The organism is Streptomyces sp. NPDC014733 (genome assembly GCF_043083385.1).
Taxonomy (GTDB): domain Bacteria; phylum Actinomycetota; class Actinomycetes; order Streptomycetales; family Streptomycetaceae; genus Streptomyces.
This window is the reverse complement of the sequence record NZ_JBIBYO010000002.1, coordinates 828,551-852,810: the sequence shown is the minus strand read 5'-3', so window position 1 is coordinate 852,810 and position 24,260 is coordinate 828,551. Positions and strand designations below refer to the sequence as shown.

General features: G+C 72.9%; 22 protein-coding genes. 3 read left to right on the top strand and 19 right to left on the bottom strand.

What is annotated here, in order from left to right:
- Positions 1-467: 467 nt before the first annotated feature.
- The 3 genes from ACF1BH_RS08230 to ACF1BH_RS08220 all read right to left on the bottom strand — a co-directional run bounded on the left by ACF1BH_RS08230 (position 468) and on the right by ACF1BH_RS08220 (position 4,339).
- Positions 468-1,700 carry an MBL fold metallo-hydrolase gene (locus ACF1BH_RS08230; protein WP_391641597.1) on the bottom strand — a complete coding sequence of 411 codons (1,233 nt, stop codon included), beginning with the start codon at positions 1,698-1,700 and terminating at the stop codon, positions 468-470.
- Positions 1,701-1,959: 259 nt separating this feature from the next.
- Positions 1,960-2,838, bottom strand: a complete 879-nt coding sequence (locus tag ACF1BH_RS08225; protein WP_391641596.1) for a GNAT family N-acetyltransferase — start codon at positions 2,836-2,838, stop codon at positions 1,960-1,962.
- Between the two features lie 85 nt (positions 2,839-2,923).
- Positions 2,924-4,339 carry an NAD(P)/FAD-dependent oxidoreductase gene (locus ACF1BH_RS08220; protein ID WP_391641595.1) on the bottom strand — a complete coding sequence of 472 codons (1,416 nt, stop codon included), beginning with the start codon at positions 4,337-4,339 and terminating at the stop codon, positions 2,924-2,926.
- A 299-nt stretch (positions 4,340-4,638) separates the two neighbouring features.
- Here ACF1BH_RS08220 and ACF1BH_RS08215 point away from each other — a divergent pair, with 299 nt between their 5' ends.
- Complete coding sequence (locus tag ACF1BH_RS08215) at positions 4,639-5,589, top strand: carbohydrate kinase family protein (RefSeq protein WP_391641594.1); 951 nt, start codon at positions 4,639-4,641, stop codon at positions 5,587-5,589.
- 29 nt (positions 5,590-5,618) lie between these two features.
- Here the strand turns inward: ACF1BH_RS08215 and ACF1BH_RS08210 are convergent, their stop codons facing one another.
- The 3 genes from ACF1BH_RS08210 to ACF1BH_RS08200 are packed head-to-tail and all read right to left on the bottom strand — an operon-like array spanning position 5,619 to position 7,654.
- The gene (locus ACF1BH_RS08210) at positions 5,619-6,506 is read right to left on the bottom strand and encodes an SAM-dependent methyltransferase (RefSeq protein ID WP_391641593.1); all 888 of its coding nucleotides are present in this window, start codon (positions 6,504-6,506) and stop codon (positions 5,619-5,621) included.
- Positions 6,503-6,781 (bottom strand): DUF397 domain-containing protein, encoded by a 279-nt coding sequence (locus tag ACF1BH_RS08205; RefSeq protein WP_030287833.1) that lies wholly within the window; start codon positions 6,779-6,781, stop codon positions 6,503-6,505. The genes ACF1BH_RS08210 and ACF1BH_RS08205 overlap by 4 nt, the downstream gene beginning before the upstream one ends.
- 3 nt (positions 6,782-6,784) lie before the next feature.
- Positions 6,785-7,654: a helix-turn-helix domain-containing protein gene (locus tag ACF1BH_RS08200; RefSeq protein ID WP_391641592.1), complete on the bottom strand. Its 870-nt coding sequence runs from the start codon at positions 7,652-7,654 to the stop codon at positions 6,785-6,787.
- A 134-nt stretch (positions 7,655-7,788) separates the two neighbouring features.
- On the opposite strand from ACF1BH_RS08200, the gene ACF1BH_RS08195 reads away from it, so the two are divergent.
- Positions 7,789-8,241, top strand: a complete 453-nt coding sequence (locus tag ACF1BH_RS08195) for an ATP-binding protein (RefSeq protein ID WP_391641591.1) — start codon at positions 7,789-7,791, stop codon at positions 8,239-8,241.
- A gap of 86 nt (positions 8,242-8,327) precedes the next feature.
- On the opposite strand, the gene ACF1BH_RS08190 is transcribed toward ACF1BH_RS08195, so the two are convergent.
- Positions 8,328-9,128 carry an SGNH/GDSL hydrolase family protein gene (locus ACF1BH_RS08190; RefSeq protein WP_391641590.1) on the bottom strand — a complete coding sequence of 267 codons (801 nt, stop codon included), beginning with the start codon at positions 9,126-9,128 and terminating at the stop codon, positions 8,328-8,330.
- A 275-nt stretch (positions 9,129-9,403) separates the two neighbouring features.
- Between ACF1BH_RS08190 and ACF1BH_RS08185 the strand changes: the two genes are divergently transcribed.
- Positions 9,404-10,210, top strand: coding sequence for a tyrosine-protein phosphatase (locus tag ACF1BH_RS08185; RefSeq protein ID WP_391641589.1), 807 nt, complete (start codon positions 9,404-9,406; stop codon positions 10,208-10,210).
- Positions 10,211-10,240: 30 nt separating this feature from the next.
- Here ACF1BH_RS08185 and ACF1BH_RS08180 read toward each other — a convergent pair whose 3' ends face one another.
- The 12 genes from ACF1BH_RS08180 to ACF1BH_RS08125 form a co-directional block, all read right to left on the bottom strand.
- Positions 10,241-11,416 (bottom strand): serpin family protein, encoded by a 1,176-nt coding sequence (locus tag ACF1BH_RS08180; protein WP_391641588.1) that lies wholly within the window; start codon positions 11,414-11,416, stop codon positions 10,241-10,243.
- Positions 11,417-11,442: 26 nt separating this feature from the next.
- On the bottom strand, positions 11,443-12,825 hold the full coding sequence (locus ACF1BH_RS08175) for an aspartate aminotransferase family protein (RefSeq protein WP_391641587.1): 1,383 nt from the start codon (positions 12,823-12,825) through the stop codon (positions 11,443-11,445).
- 69 nt (positions 12,826-12,894) lie between these two features.
- Entirely contained in the window at positions 12,895-13,917 is a 1,023-nt protein-coding gene (hpnH, locus tag ACF1BH_RS08170) for an adenosyl-hopene transferase HpnH (RefSeq protein ID WP_391641586.1), read from the bottom strand.
- Between the two features lie 5 nt (positions 13,918-13,922).
- Positions 13,923-14,573: a 1-hydroxy-2-methyl-2-butenyl 4-diphosphate reductase gene (locus ACF1BH_RS08165; protein ID WP_391641585.1), complete on the bottom strand. Its 651-nt coding sequence runs from the start codon at positions 14,571-14,573 to the stop codon at positions 13,923-13,925.
- Entirely contained in the window at positions 14,573-16,564 is a 1,992-nt protein-coding gene (gene shc, locus ACF1BH_RS08160; RefSeq protein WP_391641584.1) for a squalene--hopene cyclase, read from the bottom strand. Before shc ends, ACF1BH_RS08165 begins: the two co-directional genes overlap by 1 nt.
- Positions 16,565-16,668: 104 nt before the next feature.
- Positions 16,669-17,766, bottom strand: coding sequence for a polyprenyl synthetase family protein (locus ACF1BH_RS08155; RefSeq protein ID WP_391641583.1), 1,098 nt, complete (start codon positions 17,764-17,766; stop codon positions 16,669-16,671).
- A 20-nt stretch (positions 17,767-17,786) separates the two neighbouring features.
- Positions 17,787-19,205: a hydroxysqualene dehydroxylase HpnE gene (gene hpnE, locus ACF1BH_RS08150; RefSeq protein WP_391641582.1), complete on the bottom strand. Its 1,419-nt coding sequence runs from the start codon at positions 19,203-19,205 to the stop codon at positions 17,787-17,789.
- 121 nt (positions 19,206-19,326) lie between these two features.
- The gene (gene hpnD / locus ACF1BH_RS08145) at positions 19,327-20,274 is read right to left on the bottom strand and encodes a presqualene diphosphate synthase HpnD (protein ID WP_391641581.1); all 948 of its coding nucleotides are present in this window, start codon (positions 20,272-20,274) and stop codon (positions 19,327-19,329) included.
- Positions 20,271-21,158, bottom strand: coding sequence for a squalene synthase HpnC (gene hpnC, locus ACF1BH_RS08140; RefSeq protein ID WP_391641580.1), 888 nt, complete (start codon positions 21,156-21,158; stop codon positions 20,271-20,273). The genes hpnD and hpnC overlap by 4 nt, the downstream gene beginning before the upstream one ends.
- 395 nt (positions 21,159-21,553) lie before the next feature.
- Positions 21,554-22,357, bottom strand: a complete 804-nt coding sequence (locus tag ACF1BH_RS08135) for an ABC transporter ATP-binding protein (RefSeq protein WP_391641579.1) — start codon at positions 22,355-22,357, stop codon at positions 21,554-21,556.
- The gene (locus ACF1BH_RS08130; protein ID WP_391641578.1) at positions 22,350-23,288 is read right to left on the bottom strand and encodes an ABC transporter permease; all 939 of its coding nucleotides are present in this window, start codon (positions 23,286-23,288) and stop codon (positions 22,350-22,352) included. The genes ACF1BH_RS08135 and ACF1BH_RS08130 overlap by 8 nt, the downstream gene beginning before the upstream one ends.
- 79 nt (positions 23,289-23,367) lie before the next feature.
- The gene (locus ACF1BH_RS08125) at positions 23,368-24,249 is read right to left on the bottom strand and encodes a glycosyltransferase family 2 protein (protein WP_391641628.1); all 882 of its coding nucleotides are present in this window, start codon (positions 24,247-24,249) and stop codon (positions 23,368-23,370) included.
- Positions 24,250-24,260 lie beyond the last annotated feature (11 nt).

The window sequence follows — 24,260 nt, the reverse complement described above, 5'->3', positions numbered from 1 at the left end:
GCTTTCGCTTTCCGGCCTTTCCGACTCTATCAGATCCGTTTCTCGCCGTTTCCGGTCCGAATTCGTTTCCGATTACCCGTCGGAGGGGTTTGCCTCGGGCTGCTTACTTTCGTTTGCGGCGCCTTGGCGTGGTCACTACTTTAGCGGAATTCCTCGGTGACGCATAATCACGTCGCGGTGTGAAATTCGGGCATGCCGAAATTCGTCCCGGTGAGGAGTCGTGCAGTAGTGGTGTGCCGCGATGCGGCGGACGGCTGCCGTGGAGACCTGTCGGCTCGTGGCAACTCGAACAACTTACACGACCCCGTAGGCACCCCACGACCGGGGGTGCGTCCGCGGAGATCCGGGCCCTCCCGGACCGCCGGGCCCGCACCGCCCGGCCATCCGTACGCGTCCATACGTATCCGTACGCCTCCGTACGCATCCATACGTAAAGGAATCCGTGACGGCCTCGGGGAGAGCCGGTGTCAGCGTTCGCCGGCGACGTCCAGATCGGCGGTGCGCGGCTCCGCCGCGACCTCAGCGGCCCGCGGGCGGCGCCACGGATGGGCGATCGGATGGGACACCGCCCGCCACCACGGCTCCCCGGGCAGCTTTCCCCCCGGCTCGAACGGCTCGCCGGGGCGCGGGAAGGCCACCGCCTGGCCGACCTCCTCGGCCGCGTCCTTCGTCCACTCCGCGGGCTCCGCCCACGGGTGCGGGGCGAGATTGAAGGTGCCCCAGTGGATCGGCAGCAGCGCGCCGGCCGGGCCGCTTCCCTGGAGGTCGAGGTGGGCCTGGACCCCCTGGGCGGGAGTCATGTGGATGTCGGGCCATGCGCCGGGCAGTGGGGTGTGGTCCGGGTGGTTCCTGGGCCAGAATTCGCTGTACGCGCCGATCTGGACCATGGTCAGGTCGAACGGGCCGTGACGTTCACCGATCTCGGTGAAGCCGGGGAAATAGCCGGTGTCGCCGCTGTGGTGGATGCGGTGCTCGGGCCCGGCGACGGCCCAGGAGGCCCACAGGGTGTGCTGGAGTCCGCGCAGACCCCGGCCGCAGAAGTGCTGGGCGGGGGTGGCGGTGAGGGTCAGCTCGCCGACCCGGGTGGACTCGTGCCAGTCCAGCTCCGTGACGCGGGACGGCGGTACGCCCCAGAACTCCAGGTCGGCGCCGACGCCCAGGGGCACCACGAAGGCGGCTCCGGTGGCGGTGAGGGCCTGGATCGTTGCCATGTCGAGGTGGTCGTAGTGGTCGTGGGAGATCACCACGGCGTCGACGGGCTCCACCGCGGCCAGCTCGACGGGGGCCGGGTGGAGCCGCTTGGGACCGGCCCAGGCGAAGGGGGAACAGCGCTCGCCCCACACCGGGTCGAAGAGCAGCCGGTGACCGTCGATCTCGGCGAGCACGCTGGAATGCCCCATCCAGGTGACGCGTAGTCCGGTGCGCGGGGGCCCGGCGGTCTCCCCCGGGGCCGGGCGGTGCAGCGGTATCGGGGCGGCGGGGGCGCGGCGCAACCGTGCCTCACGGTTCAGCTGCGAGCGGGCCATCGGCAGTGCGGAGCCGCGCAGCAGCCGGCTGATCGGTGTCGGGTTGCGGAACTGACCGTCCACGAACTGCGGTGACCTGCGCATCCTGGCCAGTCGCTCGCCGGTGGGTGCGGCGCCGAAGCTCGCGGGGCGCAGCGCACGCCACGGCGTACGGCGGGGGCGGGGACCGGTCACGGAACCTCCAATGTCGGGCGGTCGCCACGTTGAACGGATCGAGCGGACCGCAGGTTCCGCCCCCGGCCCACCCAGGAGGCCGCGGCGCCCGGGCACTTCCACAGCCTCTCTCCGCGCCCGGGACGGCGCGACCTGCGGCCTCCTGTACGGTCCGGGTGGGGTGCGCGGTCCGGGTCCGGCGGGACGCACGCCGCGACCGGGCGTCAGACCTGGGCCCGGGGAGCCCGCCGGGCACCGCAGCCTCGCCTCGGACTCCCCTTCACCCGGATGTGGCCCCCGTCTCCGCCAGGTCCGCCCCGCTGAACTCCACGACCACCCGGTCCCTCACCGACTCGTACCCCAGCCGCTGGTACAGCGCGTTCGCGGTCGGGTTGGCGAGGTCGGCGAAGAGCAGGACCTCGTGGGCTCCGGTGTCGCGGGCCGTCCGGGACAGGGCCGCTGTCACGGCGCCTGCGTAGCCGCGGCCGCGGAGTCCGGGTGGGGTGTAGACGGGGGCGACGCGGGTGATGCCGTCGTCCGCGCCGGTGTGGGCGGCCATCGCCACGGGGCGTCCGGCGTCCTCCCAGAGCAGCACCCGGCCGTGCGCGATCCGGTCGTCGACCGTACGGGCGTCGCGCGGCGGGGCGACCCCGGCGTCGGCGGCGAAGGCGGCGAACCACTCCAGGACGAGGGCGCGGTCGGCGGTGGTGGCCGGGCGGGCGGCGCCCGGCGGGCCGGGGTGCGGGGGCACGAGCGTGCCGAGGCGGTGGAGGCGGCTGCGTTCGACGGTGTCGGCGGTGCCGCCGTGGTGGCGCAGCCAGGTGGCGGCGAAGGCGTCGACGGCCGTGTGGTCGCCGCCGACGCCCGGGACGGGCCGCCGCTCCCGGGTCAGGGTGTCGGCCAGGGCGCCCGCCGCCCGCGCGGACATGGCCGAGAGCAGCACCGGGCGCGGCGGTGTCCAGAGGAAGGCGGCGTCCACCTCGCCGCCCTCGTGCCTCCAGCCGTACCGGGGCGGTTGGTCGCCGTAGGTGTCGGCGCCGCTCGCGCGGACGGTCGCGGCGACGGAGAGGAGCATGGTGTGCTCGACCGGCCGTGCCCTCAGGAAGGCTCCGGCGGCCGCTTCGAAGGCGTCGGGGTCCGTGGTCGTGGTCCAGGTCATGCCCCAGTTTCCGGCAGGGGCCGCCCGTGGTGCACCGCATTTTCCGGGCCGTCCGCCGGGCCCGTACGGGTCGTCGCGTACGGGGTCAGACCCCTGCTCCCGTACGCCGGGCCGGCTCGGGTGCCGTCGGCGGGGCGGGCAGGGCGGGGCGGCGGGGCAGCAGGACGGTGCGGGCGGCTATCCGGGGGCCGAAGAGGCGGGGCAGCGGGGCGGTGAGGCAGAAGACGTCGCGGAAGGCGGCGCCGACGACCGGGTCGAGGGCCGCGCGGGCGGCCAGCCGGTCGAGGTACCACGCCGTCAGCCGCTCCCCGGCCGTCCGTTTCCCGTCGGCGTCGCGGAGGTAGGGCAGGTCGGCGCCGACCGCGGTGATCCACGCCGGGTCGGTGACGGCGGCGATCTCCCGCTGGACCGTGGCGGCGGTGTCCGGCAGCAGTCCGCCGGTGCGCTCCACGGTCTCGCGCAGCGCGTGGGCGCCCAGGGCGGCGACCGACATGCCCTGGCCGTAGACCGGGTTGAAGGTGCAGTGCGCGTCCCCGAGGACGAGGAAGCCCTGCGGTGAGGCGCCGGGACGCTCGTAGCGGCGACGGCGGTTGCGGGTGTCCTGGAAGCCGTGGACGGGGGTGAGCGGTTCGGCGTCGGAGACCAGGGAGTGGAGGTACGGGTCGCCGACGGTGGCGCAGAAGGCCAGGAACTCTGCCGGGTCCGTGGGCGGGTGGTCGCCGCGCATGCCGGCGAGGGTCAGCATCCAGATGCCGTCCTCGACGGGGAGGTAGCAGCCGCCGCGCGGGGAGCCCGGCCAGTTGGGGATGTTGACGCCGGTGTCCGGGGGGCCGGCGGGGCCGGGTCGGTACTGCCGGGTGGCGTAGCCGAGGCCGGTGTCGACGATCTCCTCCTGCGGGGCGGCCAGGCCCAGTTCGGCGTACCAGCGGGGGGCGCGGGAGCTGCGTCCGGAGGCGTCCACGACGAGGGCGGCGGTGAGGGTCCGCGGGGCGCCGCCGTCGCGTGGGCGGACGCGGACGCCGGTGACCCGCCCGGCGTCGCCGATGAGTCCGACGGCCTCGGTGGCCTCCCGTATCTCCACGTGGGTGGCGGAGTCCGCGAAGGCGGCCCGGGCCCGTTCGGTGACGACGGCGTCGAGCACCGGGCGGGTCACGCTGAGGGTGTGGTGGCGGCCTTCGTCGAACCGGCGCGGCCAGCCGGTGGGGGTGCGGGTGAGGATGTCGCGCGGCAGGTCGAGGCGGTGGGCGCCCGCCTCGGCGAGGGCGGTGCAACTGCCCGGCAGCAGGGCGTCCAGGGCGCGTTGGCCGCCGGTGAGCAGGATGTGGGTGTGGCGTGCCTGGGGGACGCCCTTGCGGAAGCCGCGGTGTTCGGGGTAGCGGTCGCGTTCGATGACGGTGACGGTGTCGGCGTGGCCGAGCAGGGCGGTGGCGGCGAGCATGCCGGCCAGCCCTCCGCCGATCACTATCGCGTCCCGTGCGCCGTCGGTGTGGTGCTGTTCCATTCCCGCTCCCCTCGGTCGGCCGCCGTCCGGCCGCCCGCCCCAAGTGATCAACTACGGTTCCGGAGGCCAGACTTCAACGCTCGCCACCCCTTGTCAACGCCTTCCCGGAGGCTGTCCCCGGCGGCGGCGCGGAGGGGCTCCGCCGTCGTCCGGCGCACCGTCGCACATGTTTTCCCCACCCTCGTCAGCCCTCCGGGATCCTGTACCTGACGCCCCGTTTTGCGGCATCTTGGGGCTACAATCCGGGCCTGCGGACGTGGCCTGTCCGCAGACCGCCGCCACCAGCCAGGGATGCGCCTGTGACACATCAGCCGGGAACCGAGCCCTACGACGTCCTGGTCGTCGGCGGATCGGGGGTGGACACCGTCGTACGGGTCCCCACCCTGCCGATCCCCGCGGCCGATTCCGTGCCGGTGCCGCCGGTCCTGGAGTACGCGGGCCACACCGGCACCGGTGTCGCCCTGGGCTGCGCCGCGCTCGGACTGCGCACCGGATTCCTCGACTTCATCGGTGACGATCCGCAGGGCACGCTGGTCCGGGAGCGGCTGGCCGGCACCGGTGTCGACTTCCGGCCGTTGATCTCTCCGCACGGCACCCGTCGTTCGGTGAACCTCGTCGCCCCGGACGGCCGCCGCACCTCGCTCCACGACGCCCGCGATCCGCTGGATCTGCGGATGCCGCCCGAGCACTACCTCCCCGCGCTGCGCCGGGCCCGGCACGTCCATCTGTCGATCACCCACTTCACGCGGTTCCTGTACGACGACATCGCCGCGCTGGGGCTGCCGGTCTCCACGGATCTGCACGACTGGGACGGACTCACCTGCCACCACAAGGAGTTCGCGTTCCGTTCCGACCTGGTGTTCCTGAGCACCGCGGGGGCGGGTGAGCGGATCGGGGCGGTGATGCGGGAGATCCTGCGGGAGGGCCGGGCGTCCGCGGTGGTCGCGACGGCGGGTGCCGGCGGCGCGTACCTGCTCACCCCGGAGGACCGCACCCCGCGTCATGTCCCGGCGGCCGTGCCGCCCGGCCCTGTGGTGGACAGCAACGGCGCCGGGGACGCGTTCACCAGCGGGTTCCTCCACGGGCATCTCGCCGGGCTGGAGTTCGGGGAGTGTGCGCGCCGGGGCGCGCTGGCCGGGGCGCACGCCTGTGTCGCGCACGGGACGCACACCGCGCCCCTGGACACGGAGGCTCTGGCGGCGGCCGCCGAGGAGCCACAGGCGGGGGCGGCGGACACCGTTCCGGTCTGAGCGCGGGGCCGTCGGCCGCCGCCCGCGCGTCAGTCCTTCCGGCCCATCCCCCCGTAGAAGATGGTGTTGTTCAGCTCCTCGGCGTCCGGGATCTCGCCGTCCGGGCGCCACAGCGGAACGCGGACGACACCGGGCTCCAGCAGCGTGAACGGGCCGAAGAGTTCGGTGATCCGGGCCCGGGAGCGGAGGTTGAGGGTGGCGGTGGCGTTCTTGTAGACGTTGACGACGCCGTCGCGGGCGGTGACGTCGACGCGTCCGCCGGGGTACTCCTCGTAGGGCTCCTCGGTGGCGTGCGAGAGCACGAGGTGGCTGCCGGCGGGCAGGGCGTCGGCGAGGGCGGTGACGACGGCCGCCGGGTCCTCGTCCTCGCGGACGAAGTGCAGCACCGCGAGGAGGAGGACGGCGACCGGGCGGTCGAAGTCGATGAGCCGCCGTACGGTCGGGTGTGCCAGGACGGCGCGGATGTCGCGGACGTCGCCGAGGACGAAGCCGGTGCGGTCGGCATCGGTCAGCCGGGCCCCGGCGTGGGTGGCGACGATCGGGTCGTTGTCGACGTAGACGACCCGGGTGTCCGGGGCGCTCGCGCGGGCCACCTCGTGGGTGTGGGGTGAGGTGGGGATGCCGGTGCCGAGGTCGAGGATCTGGCGGATGCCGCCGTCGACGAGGGTGCGGACCGCGCGGCCGAGGAACGCGCGGTTGGCGCGGGCGCTGAGCCGGACCTGCGGGTGAACCTCGATGACGCGGTCGGCGGCGATCCGGTCGACCTCGTAGTTGTCGCGGCCGCCGAGGTAGTAGTCGTACATCCGGGCCGGGTGCGGGGTGCCGGTGTCGATCTCCTCGGGGCGGAAGCCGCCGTGGCCGGTGCCGTCGGGCAGCGGCGGGTGCAGCGGCCCCCGGGCGATCTCGGCGTCGCTCATACCGTTCTCCGTTCGGGGTGGCGGTGCGGTCCGCCGGTCAGCAGGAAGTCGGCGTCACCGGCCTTGGCGCCCTCGATGAAGCTGACGATCTCGTGGTGGGTGTAGATCAGCGCGGGGCCGTCGGGGTCGGTGGACTGGCGCAGTGCGACGCGGCCGTCACCCAGTCTCATCGCCTCGACGCACTCGCCGCCGTTGCCGCCGCTCCAGGGCTTGTGCCAGCCGTCGGTGCCCAGTTCCTTGGCGGGCATGCCGTTGTAGATGCGTATGCGATCCATGGTTCAGATCTCCTTGCGAAAGCCACCCAGGATGTCCTCGGTGGCGTGTGCCGGTGCGGCCTGCGCACACATCCGGTCGAGGGCCTCCAGAAACTGCGAGACGTCGTTGCGCTGGTCGAAGTACTGGGCTCCGACGAGGCTCTCCGCGTACGCGATGTCCGGCAGCTCCGGAATCGGGAAGCGGAAGATGTGGAACGGTCCGTACATCGCGGGGTGCGGGCCCGCGGCGAACGGGATGATCTGCAGCCGGACGTTGGGCAGCGCGGTGGCCTCCGCGAGACGGGCGATCTGGTCGCGCATCACCTGCGGGTCGTCGCCGATCGGACGGCGCAGCACGGTTTCGTCCATGACCACCCAGAGCGTCGGCGCGTTCTCGCGGGTGAGCAGGGACTGCCGCTCCATGCGGAGGGCGACACAGCGGTCGATGTCGTCGGCGGCGGCGTGCGGCATCCCGGCGCGCAGCACCGCCCGTGCGTACTCCTCGGTCTGCAGCAGCCCGGGAACGTAGGCGGGCTGGTAGCCGCGGATGAGGGTGGCCTCGCTCTCCAGGCTGACGTAGGCGCTGAACCAGTCGGGCAGGACGTCGCGGAAGCGGTGCCACCAGCCGGGGCGGTTGGCCTCGCGGGCGAGGGAGACGAAGCCCGCAATCTCGGTGGGGTCGGTGATCCCGTAGGTGGCCAGCAGCTTCTCCACGTACGGGATCTTCAGGCCGACCTCGGCCTTCTCCATCCGCCGTACCGTCGCATGGGTGACGTCGAGGGCCTCGGCGGCCTGCTCGAAGGAGAGGCCGGCCTTCTCGCGCAGGTCCTGCAACCGTTTCCCGAGCACCACCCGCAGGACGGTCGGCGCCCCGCCCGACCGTGCTTCCACCACGTCCGATCCCTTCTGCCTGCTTCCGGGCAGCAGTGTGTCATGCCGTCAGTTACGCGAACAGACTGCATAATCCGATTCTGTAATTTGCAGATTGATCCTTGCCATCGATCGTCGGCATCGCACATAGTTGCGTAGTGGCTTCCTCCAGCAACGCCCCTTCGTTGGCGCCCCGCGGCTGTTCCGCCGGGCGCCGGGACGCGTTCCATCTGCCGGCGTGCCGCACCTCCGTCCCCGAGGCACGGCGGCGGGTCACCGCGCTGCTGCACGCCTGGGGCACCGCGCCCGGCGTCCGGGACGACGTGGAGCTGGTGGTCTGCGAGCTGTTCACCAACGCGCTGCGGCACACCGCCAGCCGGCGGGTCGGCTGCGAGCTGTCGCTGCACGCGGGGTACGTACGGATAGCCGTCACCGACGAGGGCGGCGCGGGCGCGTCGGCGCCGCGGGTCCGCCCGGGCAGCGTGGACAAGGAGTGCGGCCGCGGCCTCTTCCTGGTCGGCGCGCTCTCACGGAACTGGGGCACCCGGCCCGACGAGCACGGCGGCCGGGTGGTGTGGGCCGAGGTCGGGCGCCAGGGAGCCACCGGCTGACTCCGGGCGGCGCAGGCCCGGACACGGCGACGGCCCCGGATCCCGTCAAGGGATTCCGGGGCCGTCGCGCTTGCCCTGGAGCGGAACTAGAGCGGAAGCAGGTCCGGGCGCTTCGGCTCGACGTGGTCGCCGGAGGACTCGCCGCGCAGCCGGCGGCCGATCCAGGGCACCAGGTGTTCGCGCGCCCAGTGGATGTTGTCGCGGCGGGCGTCGGCGGCCGACCGTTCCGCCTCCGGGGGCCAGGGCTGGTCCGGGTCGGCCGGGACCTGGAGGCCGAGCACCTGACCGGCGCGGAGCGCGACGCGGGTGTGGCCGTCGGCGGACAGGTGCAGCCGGTCGTCGCTCCAGGCGCGCCGGTCCTGGACGGACTTGAGCGACCAGAGGTCGAGGACCGGGCAGCCGTGCCGGTCGGCGATGGCGCGGACGTGTGCGGTGTACGTCGCGATCTTGCCGCGCAGATGCTTCAGGACGGGGATGCCGCGGGTGTCGAAGCCGGTGCAGAGCAGGACCGTGCCGACGGTTTCGCGCAGCTCCGCGACGGCCGCCTCGTACCGCTCGGCGACGTCGTCCGGGTCGGAGCCGGGGCGCAGGATGTCGTTGCCGCCCGCGCAGAAGGTCACCAGCTCGGGGGCCAGCTCCTTGGCGCGGGGCACCTGCTCCTCGACGATCTGGTCCAGGAGCCGGCCGCGGACCGCGAGGTTGGCGTAGCGGAACTCCCCCTCCGCGCACTGGTCCGAGAGGAGAACCGCGAGGCGGTCCGCCCAACCGATGTACGCCCCGTCACGGCCCGGATCCCCGACTCCCTCGGTGAAGCTGTCCCCGACGGCTGCGTACGACCCGATGGCGCGCACGGCGCCGCTGCTGATGTTTTTCGAATCGTCTCCCACGTCAGGACATACTTCACCGTGAGAAGTGACCTACGCCACCGTAACCAGGGGTTGACGGGAGGTGATTAATGCCACCCGGTCAAATTCTCTTCAAGTTGGAATACACAACGATCGCCCGGTGTCGCCCGAGGAGGGCCCACCGTGTCGGTATCGGTCGGCTCCCGGCCCGGAAGCATCATTTCCCCACCATGGTTGCCTGCGGCACCCGTGTCGTATCGTCAGGGACGGCCACGTCTCGCCGGCGACCGCGCCGGCGACCGAACCGAGGAGCGCCCGTGACGCAGACGCCGCAGGTCCCACCGGCCGATTCCCCTCTCGTGGAGGTCCGCAACTTCCGCGACGTGGGCGGGCTGCCGACCGTGGACGGGCGGCGGGTGCGGACGGGACGGCTGTTCCGCAGCGGCCACCTCGCGCACGCGACCGACGCCGACGCCGCCTTCCTCGGCGGTCTCGGCCTCCACACCGTCTTCGACTTCCGCAACGCCGCGGACATCTCCCTCGAAGGCCCGGACGTCACGCTCCCCGGCGTGCGGAACGTCAACATCCCGCTGACCGACCCGGCCGACGGCGCGGAGTTCTGGACCATGGTCCGCGACGGCGCGCTGGACCAGCTGCGCCAGATACTCGGCGACGGCAAGGCAGCCGCACGGATGGCCAAGAGCTACCGCCACATCATCACCACCCGAACCGCCGACCACAGCCGGCTGCTGCACGCCCTCGCCGAGGACAGCACGCCCGCGCTGCTGCACTGCGCCGCCGGCAAGGACCGCGCCGGACTGTCGGTCGCCGTCACGCTGCTCGCCGTCGGCGTCGAACGGGACGCGATCGAGGCCGACTACCTCAAGTCCAACGACCCGCACCGGCGCTACAAGATCCGCCGCTCGGACAACTCCCCCGCCGCGATGTCCCCCGAGGTCATGGAGCTGCTGTCGCCGCTCTTCGGCGCCGACGCCGGCTACCTCGCGGCCGCCTACGACGCGATCGCCGCGACCTGGGGCTCGACCGATGCCTACCTCACCGAGGGCCTCGGCCTGACCCCGGCCGTCCGCGAGCGGCTGTGCGACCGGCTCCTGGAGGGCTGAGGCCCCACGCCCCGGCGTCCGCCCCCGGCCTCACACCGCCGGGTACGGATCGGGGTCGGTGACCCACCCGGCGACCGGCACCAGACCGCTCGCCCGGTGCACCGCCAGAAAGCCGAACGGCCGCGTGAAGCGCGCCGTCACCAGCCGGGAGCGGAGCGGCGGCGGCAGCGCCATGCCCGCCGCCCGCATCCCGATCGCGGTGACCGCCGCCGCCCGGAAGCCGAGCGGCCCGAACGTCGCCGTCGCGGTCTGCCGCGCCGCGGAGACCGCCAGCAGCCGCGTGGCCATCCCCGGGAAGTGCCCGGCCGACGCCCGCGCCGCCGCGCCGAGCCCGAACACCTCGGGCCACCGCAGCAGATCGTGATCGGCATCGACGGTCCACCGCGCGGTGCACACCTCGGTCAGCGGGCGGCCGTGCGGGGACGGCACCGAGGAGACGGCGAGCCCCGGCCCGTTCCCGTCCGCGCCGGGCGCCATCGGATACGCCCCGCCGAGCGCCGCCACGCCGTGCGCCAGCACCTCGCCGCCCGGCAGCCGCTCCGGGCCGAGCAGCAGATGGACGTCGAGGCCGTTCGTGCCGGCGACCCGGGCGTCGGTCAGCGGACCGTCCGGCGTGTGGTGCACCCGCAGCTGCGCGCCGTCCTCCGTGCGGCGGTACAGCTCCGTCAGCGTCCGCCCCGCCCACGGGCCCTCGACGACGCGCAGCGGGCGCTCGGCGAACGGTGTCTCCCAGGCGGTCCGCAGCAGCAGCGCGCTGGCCAGGACCAGCAGCGTCCCGGGGCCGACCGCCACCGGCATCCGTTCGATCATGCCGTCGGTGCCGCGCCGCGCCCAGTCGTCCAGCGCGGCGCGGTCGGCAGCCGCATCGCCGGTCAGCTCGCCGAGCGCGCCCTCCGGCAGCCGCGCGCACCACTCCGGGCGCAGCCCGGCGGAGCGGGCGGCCCACACCCCGGCGGCCGCGTCGGTGCCGTCCATCGCGTCCAGCGTGGCGAGCAGCGCGCGGGCCTCGTCCATCGCGTGCTCCGGGGCGGTACCCAGGGCGGCTGCCAGCTCCGTACGGGCCGGGCCCGCGGCCGGGGTGGTGAGCAGGGCGAGCAGCGGCCAGACCCCGGCCGCGGCCAGGACCGTGCCCCGCTCCCCCACGGCCGACCGCGCCCAGCGGGCCGTCATCGCGTTGACGGCCCGCACCGTGGCGTCCTCGCTCATCTCTCCCCCTCCTGTGGGCCGTCCCGTCAGCGGTGCGCGACCGCCTGCTTCACCAGCGTCCGGCCGAAGTCCCACATCAGGCCGGAGCCCGCGTGCGCCTCGTCCATGACGGCGGTGAACGCGTCGACGAACCGGTCCACCTCCCGCTCACCGATGATCAGCGGCGGGAGCAGCTTGATGACCTCCAGACGGTCGCCGGAGACCTGGGTGAGGATCCGGTGGCGCTGGAGCAGCGGCACCACGACCATCTGCGCGAACAGGCCCTTGCGGGCCGCCTGCAACATCGTCCAGCGACCGCGCAGCCCCAGCGACGCCGGCCGGCCGAACTCGATGCCGATCATCAGGCCCCGGCCCCGTACCTCGTGCAGCAGCTCGTACCGGTCGGTGAGCGCGGCCAGCCGGGTGCGCAGCAGATCGCCGGTGCGCCGGGCGTGGGCGACGAGCTGTTCGTCCTCCATCACGGCGAGGACCGCCAGACCCGCCGCCATCGCCTGGGCGTTGGCGCCGAAGCTGGCGGAGTGGACCAGCACCCGGTCCATGGACGAGTAGACCTTCTTGAAGATCCAGTCCTTGCCGAGCGTCGCGCCGACGGGCACGTACCCGCCGGACAGCGTCTTGGCTACGCAGACCAGGTCCGGCTCGACGCCCGCCTCGTGCTGGTAGGCGAAGAAGTCGCCGGTGCGGCCGAGGCCGGTCTGCACCTCGTCGGCGATCAGCAGGGCCTTGTGGCGGTGGAGCAGTTCCTGGGCGGCGGCGAGGAAGCCGGGCGGGGCCGGCAGTACGCCCTTGCCCTGGATCGGCTCGACGACCAGCGCCGCCACGTCCCCGCGGCGCACCTCGCGCTCCAGCGCCGCCAGATCGCCCAGCCCGATCGCGGTGTCCGGCAGCAGCGGGGCGAAGCCGTCGCGGAAGCCGTCCTCGCCGTTGACCGACAGCGAGCCGGTCGTCAGACCGTGGAAGGCGTGGGTGCAGTACAGGACGCGGGGTTTCCCGGTGGCGTAGCGGGCGAACTTCAGGGCGGTCTCGACGGCTTCGGTGCCGCTGTTGCCGAAGAACACCCGGTCCAGATGGGGTGTGTGGGACAGCAGCTTCTCGGCTAGCAGACCGGGCAGCGGCTGGCAGTCGAAGCGGGTGAGGTCCGCCAGCTGCGCGTCGAGGACGTCGTGGAGCGCCTGCCGGACGACCGGGTGGTGACGGCCCAGGCCCATCACGCCGAAGCCGGCGAGCATGTCGAGGTAGTCCTGCCCGTCGGCGTCCCAGAAGTACGCGCCCTCGGCCCGCTCGTAGACCTTGTCGAAGCCGAGGGTGTGCAGCATCCGCGGCAGTTGGTGGTTGAGATGGCGGCTGTGCAGGTCGTAGCGTTCGCCGCCGCGCTCGGCCAGCAGCGCGCCCAGATCGAAACCGGTCACCGGTGGCTCCCCTCCCCGTCTCGTCCCGCGGCCCGGGCGGTGCGCGCCCGGGCCGCTCCGGCGGGCGCGTCAGTCACGGTTGCCCGCGATGGTCTCGCGCGCGGCGCGCAACGACTCCTTGAGCGACCCCATGGTGGCCAGCACGGCGGTCGGCTCGTAGCCGCAGTGCGCCATGCAGTTGGCGCACCGCGGGTCCTTGCCGCGGCCGTACTTCTCCCAGTCGGTCTCCTCGATGAGCTCGCGGTACGTGGGGACGTAGCCGTCGCTCATCAGGTAGCAGGGGCGCTGCCAGCCGAAGAGGGAGTAGTTGGGGATCGCCCACGCGGTGCACGGGAAGTCCGCCTTGCCCTCCAGGAAGTCGAGGAAGAGCGGGCTGTGGTTGAGGCGCCAGCGGCTGCGGTTGCCCCCGGCGAACGCCTTCTTGAACAGCTCCCGGGTCTGCTCGACGCCGAGGAAGTGCTCCTGGTCGGGCGCCTTCTCGTACGCGTAGGCGGGCGACAGCATCATCTCGTCGACCTGGAGGTCGTCGTTGAGGAAGTTCAGCACCTCGATGATGGTCTGCGGGGTGTCGGTGTTGAAGAAGGTGGAGTTGGTGGTGACCCGGAAGCCGCGCCGCTTGGCCTCCTTGATGGCGGCCACCGCCTCGTCGAACACGCCCTCCTTCGCGACGGACTCGTCGTGGCGTTCGCGCATCCCGTCGATGTGCACCGCGAAGGCGAAGTACCGCGAGGGCGTGAACTTCTCCAGCTTCTTACGGAGCAGCATCGCGTTGGTGCAGAGGAAGACGTATTTCCGTTTGGCCACCAACTGGCGGACGATCTCGTCGATCTGCGGGTGCATCAGGGGCTCGCCGCCGGCGATGGAGACCATCGGGGCGCCGGACTCCAGCACCGCCCCCACCGCCTGCGCCACCGGCATCCGCTGCTTGAGGACGCCCGCGGGGTGCTGGATCTTTCCGCACCCCTCGCACTTGAGGTTGCAGGCGAACAGCGGCTCCAACTCGACGATCAGCGGAAACTTGTCGCGCCTCCGCATCTTCTGTTCAAAGAGATAGGTCCCGACCCGGATGGACTGGCGGAGCGGCATGGCCATCTGGCTCACCTCCAGGGGAGCAGCAAAGAACGGTGCCATTCGAAGAAAACAGGAAGGACGGACCGCAGGACGCGGAAGGCCGATATTCCTCCGCGCAGGGTCGCCAGGCGCAGCAGCTCATGTTCTGGAGCGTCCACGACCACCCGGACGGCCGCAACCGGGCGCTCGCCGGTCCGCCGCGCCGCGCCCAGCGTCGCGGCGGACTCCATGTCCACCGCGACCGCGCCCGCGGCGTGCAGCGCCGCCCGCTCCGCACCGCGCACCACGTGGTCGCTTCCCTGGAGCAGCCCGGTGTGGACGGTCAGTCCGCGCGAGCGCAGCGCCTCGGCCAGCGGGCCGCCGTGACAGATCACGTCGGCCGCGTCCGGTCGGTGGTCGCGGGTCCGCTCGGCCACCACCACGTCGCCGGGGCGCATGCCCGGGGCGAGCCCGGCGCAGAAGCCGCTGGCGATCACCGGGGAGTGCGCGGTGGCCGCGCCCGGGGCGAGCGCCCGTTCCATGGCGCGTTCGGCGGCGCCCGGCCCCATGCCGGTGCGCAGCGTGACACGGGCCCCGGCGGCGTCACGGCCCCCGCCGCGCAGCGCGAACCGCTCGATGCCGAGCGCACAGGCGACCAGCAGCGGCGGCGCGCCCTCAGGCGGGGGCCGTCCCGTCATCAGACCCCCAGCGGTGCGGCGGCCGGCCCGCCGCCCACGTAACGGCCCAGCGCCGTCAGCGGGAAGACCTGGCGGTACAGGTGGTAGTTGATGGAGAAGTCCCAGGGGAAGCCGGTGCCGGTGAAGTACGGCTCGTCCCAGGAACCGTCCGGCAACTGGGTGCCGGCCAGCCAGCGCACCCCGCGCCGGACCGCCTCGTTCTCCCGCTCCCCGGCGGCCAGCAGCGCCATCAGCGCCCACGCGGTCTGCGAGGCGGTGGAGGCGCCGCGGCCCGTCCAGGTCTCCTTGTCCTGGTACGAGCGCTGGTCCTCGCCCCAGCCGCCGTCGGTGTTCTGCACCCGCTCCAGCCAGGCGACGGCGCGCCGGACGGCCGGGTGCGAGCGGGGGATCCCGGCCGCGGCGAGGGCGGGCAGCACCGAGCCGGTGCCGTAGAGGTAGTTGGTGCCCCAGCGGCCGAACCAGGCGCCGCAGGGTTCCTGCTCGGCCAGCAGCCAGGCGAGGCCGCGGCGGGCGCGCGGATGGTCCGCGCGGCCGGTGTCGGCGAGCATCTCGACGACATGGGCGGTGACATCCGCCGACGGCGGGTCGATGACCTCGCCGAAGTCACAGAACGGCAGCCGGTTGGGGAACGGGCTGGTGTTGTCGGCGTCGAACGCGGCCCACGCGCCGTTCTTCGACTGCATCCCGGCGCTCCAGCGCACCCCGCGCGCCACGGCCTCCTCGATCCGGTGCGGTTCCGGGTGGTCGACCCGGCGCAGCGCGAGGACGACCTCGGCGGTGTCGTCGATGTCCGGGTAGTTGTCGTTCTCGAACTCGAAGCCCCAGCCGCCGGAGGCGAGACGCGGACGGCGGACGGCCCAGTCGCCGGGCCGGTCGATCTGCTCGGCGAGCATCCAGTCGGCGGCCCTGACCAGCGCGGGGTGGTCGGCGGGGAGTCCGGCGTCGGCGAGGGCGATGGTGGCCAGACAGGTGTCCCAGACCGGCGACTGGCACGCCTCGATCATCCGGGAGCCGTCCTCGCGCCACACCGCGAAGCGGTCGAGTGAGGCCAGGCCCGCCTTGAGGACCGGGTGGTCGAGGTCGTAGCCGAGCAGGTGCAGGGCGATGACGGAGTAGACGGCGGGCGGCTGGATGCCTCCCCAGCAGCCGTCGTTCTCCTGGCGTTCGATGATCCAGCGGGCCGCGGAGCGCATCGCGGCGGCGCGCACCGGGCGGACGGCGACCTTGTGGTAGAGGTGCAGCGCCTTGTCGAGGCGCTGGAAGAGGCCGTCCCAGCTGGTGGCCGGCGCGAGCGGGCGCGGCGGGTTGGGCACGGCCGGGTCGGTGTGCAGCTCGTCGAGGCCGAACGGCGCGGGGCGCACCGGGCGCTTGGCCGAGACGATGGTCAGCGGCACGATCGTCTGCCGCGCCCAGCACCCGAAGTCGTAGATGTTGAGCGGGAACCACTTCGGGAGGTGGATCAGCTCCGGCGGGAGTTCGGGGAGGTCCTCCCACTTCCACCAGCCGAAGAGGGACAGCCAGATGCGGGTGAAGACGCGGGACGCGGCGATCCCGCCGGCCTCGCGGACCCTCGCCGCGGCGCGGGCCATGTGCGGGGCGTCGGGGGCGTCCCCGGCGAGCCGCAGGGCGACATACGCCTCGATGGTGGCGGAGAGGTCGCCGGGCCCGCCGTGGAAGGTGGCCCAGGCGCCGTCCTCGCCCTGCTTGCCGCGGATGTACCGGGCGGCGGCCTCGGTGGTCCGCGCGTCCCTGATCCCCAGGAACTGCCGGAGCATCAGGTCCTCGGCGTCCATCGTGACGTTGGTCTCGAGGTCGCCCTTCCACCATCCGGCGGGGTCCTGGACGGAGAGGAGATATGCGGTGGCGCGCTCCGTCGCACGCCGGGCCTGCTGTGCGATGCCCGCCGGATCTCCGGTGGGACCGGCGGCATCACTGGCCGAGGGGGCCCGGGGCGGCAGGGCCCCGGTGCTTCCGTCGGTCGTCGCTGTCATGGCTTCCCCTTCTGCAGTGAACTGTGAAGCGTGCTCAGGGATTCCGTCGGCCGGCGCCCGGCTGGCACCGGCCGGCGACTGCGATCAGTTCGTGTCGATAGCGCTCATCTCTGTCGTACGACAACGAAGTCCGCGAGCGCGACGAGCTGCGCGCGGACCTTCTCCGGCATCTCGACCTCGTCGAGTGCGGCGATGGCCGTGGCGTGCTGGCGGCGGGCCTCCTGCGAGGTCCACTCCCGGCCCCCGGCCTCCTCGATCAGTGCGGCGCGGGAGGCGAACTCCTCCTCGGTGAAGTCGGCGATCTCGTCCTCGGACTTCTTCGCGTCGGCCGCCAGGATCTCGGCGAGCCGGCGCGAGGCCGGGCCGTCGGCGTCCAGCGCGGCGACGACCGGCAGCGACTTCTTGCGCTGACGCAGGTCGCTCCAGGTCTGCTTGCCGGTGGACTCCGGGTCGCCCCAGATGCCGAGCAGGTCGTCGACGGCCTGGAAGGCGAGGCCGAGGTGGTAGCCGTAGCGCTCCAGGGTGTCGGCGGTGCGGTCGTCGGCGCCGCCGAGCACCGCACCGATGGAGACGGCACAGGCCAGCAGCGCACCGGTCTTGTTGCCCTCCATCTCCAGACACTCCGCGACGGTGACCCGCTCGCGGTGCTCGTACGAGATGTCCTGCGCCTGACCGTCGATCAGCTTACGGGTGGCGGTGGTCAGACGGCGGGTGGCACGCCCGGCCTCGACGGTGCCGAGTTCCAGCAGCAGCTCGTTGGCGAGGGCGAAGAGCGCGTCGCCGACCAGGATCGCCTGGGCCGGGCCGTGCACCTTCCAGACCGTGTCGCGGTGGCGGCGCTGCTCGTCGCCGTCCATCAGGTCGTCGTGGAGCAACGAGAAGTTGTGCACCAGCTCGACGGCGACCGCGCCGGGGATGCCGACCTCCGGCGCCGCGCCCGCGGCCTCGGCGGACAGCAGGGAGAGCGCGGGGCGTACCGCCTTGCCGCCGTCGCCCGCCGAGGGGTGCCCCGCGGCGTCGATCCACCCGAAGTGGTAGGCGGCGACGGTGTCCATGGGAGGGGCGAGTCTGTCCACGGCGGCACGCAGCACGGGAGTGGCGAGCGTGCGCCCGCGCTCCAGCAGCGCGGTGACGCTCTCGGTGTCGATAGCTGGGGAAGCCGGGTTCACGGTTTCTCCTCTGTTTCCGATGCTCGTGCTCATGCGAGCGCTGGTGCGCGTTGTCATGCTGCCTCCCGGGGCAGCCGGCCCCGGGGGAAGCCGAGTTCGGTGAGCGCGTGACGCGCGGCCTCGTGACCGCTGCGCACAGCGCCTTCCATGGTCGCGGGCCACCCGGTGGCGGTCCACGCGCCGGCCAGGTACAGGCCGGGGGTACGGGTGCGGGCGGCGGGGCGGAGCCTGCCGACGCCCGGGGTGGGGGCGAACGTCGCGGTGCGTTCGCGGGTGACGAAGAAGTCGCGGACGCGGGCGCCGCGCGCCGCGGGCAGCAGCCGCTCCAGCTCCGGGAGGTAGCGGGCGCGCAGCTTGGCGACCGGCTGCCCGATCTCCTCCTGCGCGGCCGACTGGGACACCGCCAGATACTGGCAGCCCGCGCCCTCGGGGAGGGCGGCCAGGCCGGAGGTGTCGGTGCGGTCGAAGACCCACTGGACCGGCGAGCCGATCGCGGTGAAGAACGGGCGGCGCAGCACCTTGCGGTCGTAGACGACGTGGAGGTTGAGGATCGGCGCGGTGCCGATGCCGAGCAGCCGGTCCTGGTCGTCGAGGGTGCCCGCGGGGAGCAGCGCGTGGGTCTCCCGCTGCGGCAGCGCCGTGACGACGGTGTCGGCGTCGAGCACGTCGGTGGCGTCCGGCCCGTCGGCGACGGCGACCCGCCAGCCGGACTCCGTACGGGTGAGGCCGGTGGCGCGGGTGCGCAGCAGGACGCGGACCCCGGCCTTCTCCAGGGCGGTGCGGGAGAGGGTGTCGTGGACGTCGCCGAGCGGGACCCGGGCCCAGCCGATGTCGGCGGCGCCGCGCGCGGAGAGCAGCCCGGTCTTGAAGACCTTGGCGGCGAGTCCGAGGGAGGCGTCGGCGGCGGGGGCGTTGAGGGTGGCGACGCCGACGAGGTCCCACAGCGCCTCGACGGCGCGGGCCGACTGGCCGTGGCGCCGCAGCCAGCTGCCGAAGTCGACCGCGTCGAGCGCCGGGTCGTCGAGGTCGAGGCGCTGGAGCGCGAGGGTGGCGCGGACCACCGAGGCACGGTCGGCGGCGGTCAGGTGCGGGTAGCGGGCGAGGCTGCCCGCGAGGTGCAGCGGGACGGGCAGCGCGGTGCGCCGCAGCCGGCCGAGACGCATCCGGTCGGCGTCGAGGACGGGCACGTCCATCCGGTCCTGGAGCGGGACCAGGTCGGTGGCGCCGAGCCGGTCCAGGAAGGCGCTGTAGGCGGTGCAGCAGCGCAGGAAGACGTGCTGGCCGTTGTCGATGCTCAGCTCGCCGCCGCCGAACTCGCGGCGGAAGGAGAAGACCAGTCCGCCCAGGCGCGGGCGGCCCTCGACGAGGGTGACGCGTGCCCCGGCGTCGGCGAGCGCCAGCGCGGCCGCCGTACCGGCCAGCCCGCCGCCGACCACCACCGCGCCACCGGTACGCCCTGCTCCGGCTGTCATGTGTCCTCCCCCGTCGCCGACCACAGGGACGCCATGATCACCGGAAGGGTTGCCCCCGGTGCCGCGGGGCGCGTCGGCCGGGTCCCCGGGGAGCCGGGCCGTGCGGGGGTGCGGTCGTACATCAGCGCCTCCCGGTGGTGCGGCGGCCCGCCGCGCGGGCGTCCAGGCCGGACAGGCCGCGCACCGCGACGAACGCCTTCTCCCGGCCCGGCAGGGACACCCGGCCGCGGAGCACGGCCTCCGGGTTGTCGGCGATCCGGGTCAGCAGCCGGTGGTAGATCCCGGCCATCGCCGCGACGCAGGCGCCGCTGCGGCGGTCGAGCATCGGCAGCAGCCGGAAGCCCTCGGCGAAGAGCGCGCGGGCGCGGTTGGCCTCGAAGTGCACCAGACCGGCGAAGTCCGCGCCGGGCGGCGGTACCGGCGCGTCGAACCCGGCCGAGCAGCCGAACTTCGCGAGGTCCTCGGCGGGCAGGTAGGTACGGCCGTTGGCGGCGTCCTCGCGGACGTCGCGCAGGATGTTGGTGAGCTGCAGGGCGAGGCCGAGGGTGTCGGCGTACTCGGGGGCGCGCGCGGCGTCCGGCGCGCCGGGCACCGTGCCGAACACGCCGAGCGAGAGCCGGCCGATGGCCCCGGCGACGCAGCGGCAGTAGAGCTTCAGCTCGTCCCAGGTGCGGTAGGTCTCGCCGCGGACGTCCATCAGGACGCCGTCGATCAACTCGTCGAGCCCGACCAGGGGCAGCGGGAAGCGCCGGGCGGCGTCGGCGAGGGCGACGGCGACCGGGTCGGTGTCGTCCTCCTCGATCTCACCGTCCTTGATCCGGCCCAGCAGCGCCCGGGTGTGCTCCAGCCGGACGCGCTTGGCCTCCGGCTCCAGGGCGCCGTCGCCGATGTCGTCGACGCGGCGGGAGAAGGCGTACAGCGCCGACATGGCCTGCCGCTTGGCGGCCGGCAGCAGCCGGATGCCGTAGGCGAAGTTCCGGGCCTGGTGTCCGGTGACTGCCTCGCAGTAGCGGTATGCGGCGAGCACCGGCGCGGATGTCTGTGCGGTTTCCTCCACGGTCCGACTCACCCCTCTCTTCGCAATGTCGCCCCCACCGCGCGCAGCAGGCTGAGCTTGGTCGGCTTGGGCGGTCCGGGGAGTACGTCGTGGCCGGCGTCGGCGACGGCCTGCAGGGCGGCGCGCCCGCCGCCGACGAAGCCGGCGAGCAGCAGCCGCAGCCGGCCGTGGACGCTGCCCACCAGCGGGGCTCCGGCGTCCAGCAGCCGGTTGGCGCGGTCCGCCTCGTGGACGATCAGCGCGCGCACGGCGGGAGAGGCGTGCGGGGCGGCGAGGTCGGCCTCGGTGACGCCGAAGCGCTTCCGGTTCTCCTCGGGGAGGTAGATCCGGTCGCGGGCCAGGTCCTCGGCGACGTCCTGGAGGTGTTCGACGATCTGCAGCGCGGTGCAGATCTCGTCGGAGCGCCGGACGCGTTCGGGGCTGGTGGTGCCGGTGATGCCGAGGACGAGGCGGCCGACGGGGTTGGCGGACAGCTCGCAGTACGCGTCGAGGTCCGCGGTGGTCGCATAGCGCGAGATCCGCTGGTCCTGGCGGTTCGCCTCGATCAGGCCGAGGAAGGGCTCGGGGGTCAGTCCGCAGCGGCGGACGGTCGGGCCCAGGCGGCGCAGGAGCGGGTGGCGGGGGCCGGGGGCGCGGTCGCTGAAGACGCGGAAGAGGTCCGCCTCCAGGGCGTCGAGCAGCGCGAGGCGGTCGTCGGCCTGTTCGCGCTCCAGCCCGAGGAGGACGGCGTCGCCGCCGCCGGGGGCGAGGTCGCCGTCGCCGATGTCGTCGACCAGACGGGCGTAGCCGTAGACCGCCATGAGGTCGCCGCGCCAGGCGCGGGGCAGGAAGAAGGGCGCGACCGGGAAGTTCTCGTGAGCGGCCTGGTCGAGGACGGCGCGCGAGGGATCGTCCACCGGCCGGCCTGCGGGGGCCTGGGCCGTTTCTCGGCTCACCGAAGTCTGCCCGGCGCGTTTCGGAGCCGGAGCGGTCCAGTAGCCATTGCCGTCACGTCTCCCGTTCTACACCGCCAAGCCAAAACATCCCATTTCGGACACGCCACGCCCGACAGGACCGTTCCATGCTCACAAATGGCGAGCATTGCCCGACTTATACCACTTATTCTGATCAGTACCTGTACAGCTTACGCGGTAGATCTTCGCGACGGATGACCGGGTCCCGCACCTCCAGGGCCCGCCCGTCGGGGCACCGCAGGGGGCCCAACCCCCGTCCGGCCCGCGGAAGTTGACAGGCCCATGACGGCCGTCGGGCCCCCGCGAGCGGTCTCGCGGGGGCCCGGGCCGGAGGCGGACTACTTGCCCGACTCCTTTTCGTACGCCTTGATGACCTCGTCGGTCGGGCCGTCCATCAACAGCTCGCCCTTCTCCAGCCACAGCACCCGGTCGCAGGTGTCCCTGATCGACTTGTTGTTGTGGCTGACCAGGAAGACCGTACCGGCCTCCTTGCGCAGCTCACGGATGCGGGCCTCGGAGCGCTTCTGGAACTTGCGGTCGCCGGTGGCCAGCGCCTCGTCGATCATCAGCACGTCGTGGTCCTTCGCCGCCGCGATGGAGAACCGCAGCCGGGCCGCCATACCGGACGAGTACGTCCGCATCGGCAGCGAGATGAAGTCACCCTTCTCGTTGATCCCGGAGAAGTCGACGATGCCCTGGTAGCGGTCGCGGACCTGGTCGCGGGACATACCCATCGCCAGCCCGCCCAGCACCACGTTCTTCTCGCCGGTCAGGTCGTTCATCAGTGCCGCGTTCACGCCCAGCAGCGACGGCTGGCCGTCGGTGTAGACCTTGCCGCGCTCGGCCGGCAGGAGACCGGCGATCGCCCGCAGCAGCGTCGACTTGCCCGAGCCGTTGGAACCGATCAGCCCGATGGCCTCGCCGCGGTACGCGGTGAAGGTCACGCCCTTGACCGCGTGCACCTCGCGGACGCTGCCGCCCGGCTTGCGGCGGATGATCCGGTTGAGCGCCGCGGTGGCACTGCCCTTGCCGCTGCTGCCGCCGTAGACGCGGTAGACGATGTGCAGATCGTCGGCGATCACGGTGGGGGTGGCCGGGGCCGCCTGCGCGGTGGCGCCGGTGTCCTGCTGCTGCTCAGCCACGGCCGTAACGCTCCTCAGCCTTCCAGAAGTACACAAAGCCCAGGGCGCCGACGAGCAGCGCCCAGCCGAGGGCCAGCGCCCAGACGTGCGGCGGCAGATCGGCGTGGTTGAAACCGTGACCCAGCAGCGAGTACCGCATCAGGTCGATGTAGACCGACGCCGGGTTCGACGCCAGGAGGTTGATGAGCCACTCGGCGGCGTGCTTGTTCCGCAGCTGCTCGGTCAGGTTGTACATGACGCCGGACGCGTACATCCACGTCCGCATGATGAACGGCAGCAGCTGCGCCAGGTCCGGGGTCTTCGCGCCGGCGCGGGCCATGATCATGGCCAGACCGGTGTTGAAGACGTACTGGAGGACGAGCGTGGGGAACACCAGCAGCCACGAGAGCGACGGGTAGTGCCCGAACCCGAGCAGGACGATGACCAGCACGATCATCGAGAACAGCAGCTGCTGGAGCTGCTGGAGCGCGAACGAGATCGGCAGCGAGGCACGCGGGAAGTGCAGCGCGCGCACCAGCCCGAGGTTGCCGGAGATCGCCCGGACACCGGCCATCGCCGAGCTCTGGGTGAAGGTGAAGACGAAGACACCGGTCACCAGGAACGGGATGTACACGTCGTTCGTCATGCTGCCCCGGCCGCCCATGAGCAGACCGAAGATGAAGTAGTACACCAGCGCGTTGAGCAGCGGCGTCGCCACCTGCCAGACCTGGCCCAGCTTCGCCTGGCTGTACTGCGCGGTCAGCTTGGCGCTGGAGAAGGCGGCGATGAAGTGGCGCCGGTCCCACAGCTGCCGGACGTATTCGAACAGGCCGGGCCGGGCACCGCTCTGCGACAGCCCGTACTTCTGGGCCAGCTGGGCAGGGGTGAGCCCGTCGTCGGGGGATGGCGGGGCACTCATGGCGACCGCACTGTCGTGCGTGGTCTCGCTCACAGTTGACACTTTCGTCCTCAAGGTGCGCTGCCGGGGCCACGCCCCGGTTCGCGCCTGATGCTCTCAGATATTGAGCTTGTCAGATGACGGGAGGGCGACCCAGCCGGGTCAGGCGCCACACGGTACGCCACTTCATGGGCCGCCTGGGGCCGCAAGGGGTCGTCCAGCCCTCCTTGAAGCCCGCCAGCCAGACACGCAGCGCCGGCAGGGAGGGGCGCCGGGCCAGCGTCAGCAGGAACCAGACACCGAGATAGACCGGAACCAGCGGGACGGGCAGATTGCGCCGGGCCAGCCAGACGCGGTTGCGGGCCACCATCCGGTGGTAGACCGCGTGCCGGCTCGGCGCCATCGTCGGGTGGAGCAGCAGCATGTCCGCGCGGTAGTCGACCAGCCAGCCCGCGTCCAGCGCCCGCCAGGCCAGGTCGGTCTCCTCGTGCGCGTAGAAGAAGTCGTCGGGCAAGCCGCCGACCTGCGCGAACACCGCCGTGCGGGCCGCGTTGGCGCCGCCGAGGAAGGTGGTCACGCGCGAGGAGCGCATCGGGTCGGAGGCACGCAGCCGCGGGACGTGGCGGCGCTGGGTCTCCCCGGTGTCCGGGTCGGCGATCCGGAAGCTGATGATGCCCAGCTTCTCGTCCGCGGCGAACGCCTGACGGCACAGCTCGGCGGTGTCCGGCCGGGCCAGCAGCCCGTCGTCGTCGAGGAAGAGCAGGATGTCGACGTCGGTGCCGCCGGGGCCGAACGCCTCGATGCCGACGTTGCGGCCCGCCGGGATGCCGACGTTCTCCGGCAGCTCGACGGTGCGCACCGTCAGCCCGGGGACGTCCAGCTCGGGCAGGGGTGAGCCGTTGCCGACCACCACCACCTCGACCGGATCGCCCTCCTGCTTCGCGACCGAGTCCAGCAGCGCGCGCAGTTCCTCGGGGCGGTTGCCCATGGTGAGGACCACCGCGCCGACCGTCATCTTCTGAGGGG